The following is a 5627-nucleotide window of genomic DNA, read 5'->3' on the forward strand; positions in this document are numbered from 1 at the left end:
GTGGACGGGGCGGGCGCCTCAACCGGTCGGGGCGCGGGCACCCGGGCCGGCCGGGAGCCGTCGCCGCGCGGGTCCTCGGCGCCGGCGTCGTGGTGACCGCGTCCGGGTAGGGCGGCCACGTGCCGCACGTCGGTCAGGTGCATCGGGCCGTAGCCGCCACTGGTGCTCGGTGTGCCGGCATTGGTGTCCCAACGGGACTCCAGGTAGGAGACGCCGAGCAGCACGACGGCCGGTACGCCGTACTCGGTGGCCGCGTCGGCGTACTGCTGTTGGCGGTCGGTGGTGGGAGCGGCGGCGGCCGGGCCGGCGGAGAGTGGCACCGTTGTCGCGGCGGCGACCACGGTGGCGGCGAGCAGTGCGCGCCAGCCGGTCGACAGGGTTGGATGGTGCATCGAACCCCCTAGATTCTCGCGGAGTGAGGTCAGGTCACCATCGCGCCGTCCGGGAGCTCGCGTCAATACCTTTCCATCTATCGAAGTGTACGGAAAGAATTCTTCACACACGGTCGGTGACCTCGTCCAATCCGTACGGAGTGTCACGGCCGCACGGGTTGCGGATCGGTAACGGGCGTCTCTACTCTGGTCATTTGTCGGCCCGACAGCAGCTCCGCCCACCCCGGGCGGTAACGGACCGACACCGCCGAGTCGTTTCCGAGCGAACCGGGGACCCAGGTCCCTCGGGGTGAATCCGCAGCCACTGCGGTAGGGCGCCGACTTCCCGCCCGAACCCGTCAGCTAACCCGGTAGGCGGTCAGGAAGAAGGAGTACGGAACCCCGGTGGCACTCCATGCCCCGCGGCCGTCGTCCGAGCGGTCGGCATCAGCCGGCCCGGCGTCGATCGTGCCGCGCCCACGCTGGTCCCGCTTCACCACCGCACTCGCCGCGCTGGCCGGCGTCGCCGTCGTTCTGACCGGCAGCGCCACGGCGGCCCACGCCGACCCCTCCGTCGCCGAGATCGAGCGCCAGATCGACGCCGACTGGAACAAGCTCGAACCGATCATCGAACGGCATAACGCCACCCGCATCGACCTCGCCGCGAAGCGCAAGCAGGCAGACGCCCTGGCCGCCCGGATCACTCCGCTCGAGCGCCAGGTCGACGCCGCGATGGACAAGGTCAGCGCCCTTGCCGTACGCGCCTACATGGGTGAGAACGTCTCGACCGTCAACGCGATGCTGGGCAGCCGGTCGCCCAGCGAGGTGGTCGGCCAGCTCGAAATGCTCGACCGCTTCGCGCATGACCAGCAGAAGGACGTACGCCAGGTGGCCGACCTGCGCGACCAACTGGCCGCGCAGAAGGCGCCACTGGACGAGATGGTGGCCCAGCTGACCCGCACGGAAGCTCAGCTGGCGGCGAAGAAGAAGCAGATCAACGACGAGATCGACCGCCTGCAGAAGCTGCGCCTGAAGGTGTACGGCAGCGGCGGCGGCGGTCCGCTGCGCCCGGCGCCCTGCCCGGGTAGCTACCCCGGCGGTGCCGCGGGCACCGCGGTCAAGTTCGCCTGCGCGCAGATCGGCAAGCCCTACGTCTGGGGTGCCGAGGGTCCAAACTCGTACGACTGCTCCGGGCTGATGCTGGCCGCCTGGGCGAAGGCCGGCGTGTCGCTGCCGCACAACGCCGCCGCGCAGAGCCGGGTCACCAAGAACGTCAGCAAGGGTGACCTGCGCCCCGGCGACCTGGTCTTCTACTACAGCGACATCCACCACGTCGGCATGTACGTCGGCGGCGGCTGGGTGGTGCACGCCTCGCAGGCCGGTCAACCGGTCAAGATGAAGAAGGTCGACGACGGCCCGATCCACAGCTATGGCCGTCCAGGCTGACCCAGTGTGACCGAAGGGCCCGTCGCGATCTCCTCGCGGCGGGCCCTCGTCGTTCTGGTCCTAACGGGTGGGCCAGGTGCGCCAGTGCTGCCAGGCGCGGCTGGGTGTCGGCCCCCGCTGGCCCTGGTAGCGCGAGCCGTAGACCACCGAGCCGTACGGGTGCTCGGCCGGCGAGGAGAGCCGGAAGATGCAGAGCTGCCCGATCTTCATGCCCGGCCAGAGGGTGATCGGCAGGTTCGCCACGTTCGAGAGTTCCAGCGTCACGTGACCGGAGAAGCCCGGGTCGATGAAACCGGCGGTGGAGTGCGTGAGCAGCCCGAGCCGGCCCAGGGAGCTCTTGCCCTCCAGCCGGCCGGCGAGCTGGTCACCAAGGGAGATGACCTCCAGCGTCGAGGCGAGCACGAACTCCCCCGGGTGCAGCACGAACGGCTCGCCGTCGGGGACCTCGACCGCCGAGGTCAGGTCGTCCTGCTGCATGGCCGGATCGATGTGGGTGTAGAGGTGGTTGTTGAAGACCCGGAACAGCCGGTCGAGTCGGACGTCGATGCTGGAGGGTTGGACCAGGGTGGGCTCGAACGGCTCCAAGCCCAGCGTGCCGGCCTTGATCTCGGAGACCAGGTCACGGTCGGAGAGCAGCATCGGACCACCATAGCCGCGTTGCCAAAAGTGGCCGGATTCGGTGCTGGACCAGCGCGTCGAGGTCGCTGCTCGTACATTTGTTCGATAGAATGCCCACATGGCTTCCTGGTCCGAATTCGCCGCCGACGAGCCCCGACTCGCCGACGGGATCCGCATTCTCCTTCAGCAGTACGGGCCGGGCTTCGGCTATCTGGCCACGGTCCGTGCCGACGGCGGGCCCCGCGTCCATCCGGTCTCCCCGGTCATCACCGCCGAGGGGCTGTTCTGCTTCATCATCGACTCGCCCAAGCGCCGCGACCTCGAACGTGACGGCCGTTACGCGCTGCACTCGTTCCCTGCGGAGGAGAGCGACGACGAGGCGTACGTGGCAGGTCAGGCCCGCCCGGTGACCGATCCGATCCGGGTGGCGCAGCTGGCGCAGAGCGCCCGGGCCGAGCCGCAGGTCGACTGGCGGCTCTTCGAGTTCACCGTCGACGTGGCCATGCTCACCCGCCGCGAGCAGCACATCGCGGGCATTCCGGGTCTCGGGCCGAGTCGGCCGGCCGTTCGGGTCTGGCTCGACCCAAACGCCCCGTCGGCGGTGGCAGCGCCCCTCGCCGTCCCGCAGACGCGCCCGGCCCTCCTCAGCCGTGACGTGCAGTGCACGGCCGCCTGACCACACGACCGGAAGATCATCGGTGCTGGCTCCGTCACGACGGAGCCGGCACCGATGCGTACGCCCGCCACGCCCGGCGCGCCGCCACTCCCGCATGATCCACTCGACTTCAGCGAAACCGCGGTATCCCGGCGCTCCGGATGCCCCGACTTCCAGGAAACCGAGTGGATCACCCCGGGCGACCCGGGCGGCACGGTCCGCGGACACCTGCGGTCACCGGGGGTGCCTGGGTGCACGGGCTCGATGACTCGGGTACAGTGGTGCCGCTTGCGGGTGTAGTTCAATGGCAGAACATCAGCTTCCCAAGCTGACAGTGCGGGTTCGATTCCCGTCACCCGCTCCACCATGAAGGCCCAGGTCAGGACATGTTCCCGACCTGGCCCTTCATCCATTCCAATCGCTTCTTGCGCTTGCCGTGGGTGGTTGCACGTCAGGAGCGGCACCCGACAACGGATGTACCGCCCTGCCCCGCGCGCCTTCTGCTGATTCACAGTCAGTACGTCGGTCACCTGGTTAGCTGACGTGACGGTCGCCCGTCACCCGCTCCCCGATCGAGGCCCTGGCCGCTGTGACTGCCGTGCCAGCCGGCGCAGATGGTGTGGTGCCTAGCGGGAACTCGCAGACGGTGCGCCAAGGGCTGGTGTCCGGTGTTCCGGCGATGAGCCTGACTCTGTCGATGGCCGCGTTGATCGGCAGGTGCGTGGAGATGGTTTCTGCGGCGTGGCTCAGCGTGGGCTTGGCGGCGTCGTGACCGATGGTCAGGTGCGGCACCACATCGCTGTGCGCCCCGGCATAGGGGGGAGCCTCGGGAAACTGCTGCCACACGGCCGAAGTGAGCTCCCGGAACGGGCGAGCTGGCTGCGGAGCAAGCCAGACGACCGTGTCACCGAACCAGCCGACGTCCGTCAGTGCGACGTCGAACCGAGGGATCCCGGCAATGGTCTCGTGCAGTACGGCCAAGACCTGCTCATCGATCTGCTGCGGAGGCAGGAACGGGTAGAGGACGGTGACGTGCGCTGGCACCCCCCACCCGGCGGCCCGGTCGAGCGATGCCCGGAAGGGGCCCACCGCCTCCTCGGCCTCGGGTATCGGCACGATGAGCGCCGTCTGTGTCGGTTCCATCCCCACAGCTTTCCGCCACGGTCGGTGCCGGTCCACTGGATTCACCACCCGCCAGGAGGCCCGCACCCCCCAGAGGTCGGGCAGTAGGAGGCGTGGTGGGTAAGCGCCCGTTCTCAGTCTCGGGACCGCATTCGGGCAGCGAGGAAGGACGGCCGCTCGGTGAGGCGGGCGTAGGCCACGTTGCGGAACGGCCTCTACCGGTAGTCGGCGAAGATTCGACGTTCCACGCCATCGACGGTTACCGGGCCACCATGCGGAAGAATCCATTGTGGCCTGGTGTGGCCGAACGGCACGCCGGCGCAGACGACCGCCTCGGGGTTGTAGCGGGTCACCACGTCGACGACCGTGTCGCGCTGCTGCTCGCGAAGTCGCGCCCGATCTGCGGCCGGGGGTCGACGGGTGTGGTCGGAGACCGGCGGACGGGCGACCAGGACGGCGTCGACGGCGCTGAGGAGACCGCGTTCACCCAGTGATCGGACGATCCAGCCGACCTCGCGGGCGGGGAGAAGCTCCTCCGAGGTTTCGATGATCAGCACCCCGCCGTTCAGGACCTCCGGGGGGAACGGGAAGCGTCCCGCCGTCAGGATCCACTGGATGACCTCCAGGCAGCCACCCCAGGTGCGGCCGGTGACCGCTCGGGCCGGCCCGTGCCAGCTCCACGGCTCCGTCGATTCGCGCTCTCCGAACGACTTCAACGCCTGCGGATCTGCCCAGTCGACGCCGATGTCCTCGGACTCACCCGGGTCGGTGATCTCCAGACGTTCCCCGGTGAGCAACGCCGCTCGCAGCGACCGGACGTGGACGTCGTCGACGGCAGGCCCGGGGCCGAGGTGCACCTGGGAGGACCCGCCGTAGAAGCTGGCGATGCCGAGTCCCCAGAGCCAGTGGTGCAGGTTGGTGTTGTCGCTGGTGCCGAGGAACGGCTTCGGGTCGGCACGGGCCAGGTCGGCGTCCAGGTGGGGAATGACGGTGATCTGGTCCTCACCGCCGATGACGGCGAGAATGCCGCGTACCCGGGGGTCCGCGAAGGCGGCGTTGATGTCCGCCGCACGCGCTGCCGCGGTCGCACCCACCTGGCGGGTGGTGGGGTATTCGACAGGTACGAGGCCGGTCAGGTCGGCAAGCCGTCGCATGGCCTGCTCGTGGATCACCGGAAAGGCACCGGCGGCGGCGAAGGACGGTGAGAGGACCGCGAGGTGGTCCCCGGGACGCGCCTTTCGGGGACGAACAAGCTCATGCTCCATGTCGAGATCCAACAGGTGCGGCGGTCCGTACGCGACTCATTTCGGCCCATGCCTGAGCTTGATCTTTAACCTGTGCGGCGTGGCCTTGGGGTATTCGAAGTGTTCGTTTTCTTTGTGTCGCGTTTCGGTTTTGTGCTGGTGGCGGTGGTG

The 5627-nt window shown here is 68.9% G+C and carries 5 protein-coding genes, 1 tRNA gene, 1 pseudogene and 1 riboswitch; of the genes and pseudogenes, 3 read left to right on the top strand and 4 right to left on the bottom strand.

Annotated elements, in window-relative coordinates:
* A pseudogene (locus ABZ749_RS28010) lies at positions 1–392 on the bottom strand (N-acetylmuramoyl-L-alanine amidase); the annotation flags it as partial.
* Positions 393–627: 235 nt separating this feature from the next.
* A riboswitch (cyclic di-AMP (ydaO/yuaA leader) is annotated at positions 628–763 on the top strand.
* Between the two features lie 13 nt (positions 764–776).
* Here ABZ749_RS28010 and ABZ749_RS28015 point away from each other — a divergent pair.
* On the top strand, positions 777–1817 hold the full coding sequence (locus ABZ749_RS28015; protein WP_357233060.1) for an NlpC/P60 family protein: 1041 nt from the start codon (positions 777–779) through the stop codon (positions 1815–1817).
* 60 nt (positions 1818–1877) lie between these two features.
* Here the strand turns inward: ABZ749_RS28015 and dcd are convergent, their stop codons facing one another.
* Positions 1878–2456, bottom strand: coding sequence for a dCTP deaminase (gene dcd, locus ABZ749_RS28020; protein WP_030332009.1), 579 nt, complete (start codon positions 2454–2456; stop codon positions 1878–1880).
* Positions 2457–2553: 97 nt separating this feature from the next.
* Here dcd and ABZ749_RS28025 point away from each other — a divergent pair, with 97 nt between their 5' ends.
* The gene (locus ABZ749_RS28025; RefSeq protein WP_357233062.1) at positions 2554–3111 is read left to right on the top strand and encodes a pyridoxamine 5'-phosphate oxidase family protein; all 558 of its coding nucleotides are present in this window, start codon (positions 2554–2556) and stop codon (positions 3109–3111) included.
* Between the two features lie 269 nt (positions 3112–3380).
* Positions 3381–3454: transfer RNA gene (locus ABZ749_RS28030), tRNA-Gly, on the top strand.
* A gap of 170 nt (positions 3455–3624) precedes the next feature.
* On the opposite strand, the gene ABZ749_RS28035 is transcribed toward ABZ749_RS28030, so the two are convergent.
* Both ABZ749_RS28035 and ABZ749_RS28040 read right to left on the bottom strand, forming a co-directional pair.
* The gene (locus ABZ749_RS28035; RefSeq protein WP_357233064.1) at positions 3625–4233 is read right to left on the bottom strand and encodes a 2'-5' RNA ligase family protein; all 609 of its coding nucleotides are present in this window, start codon (positions 4231–4233) and stop codon (positions 3625–3627) included.
* Positions 4234–4427: 194 nt separating this feature from the next.
* On the bottom strand, positions 4428–5366 hold the full coding sequence (locus ABZ749_RS28040) for an LD-carboxypeptidase (protein ID WP_357233066.1): 939 nt from the start codon (positions 5364–5366) through the stop codon (positions 4428–4430).
* Between the last annotated feature and the right edge of the window lie 261 nt (positions 5367–5627).

The organism is Micromonospora sp. NPDC047753 (genome assembly GCF_040642735.1).
GTDB lineage: Bacteria > Actinomycetota > Actinomycetes > Mycobacteriales > Micromonosporaceae > Micromonospora.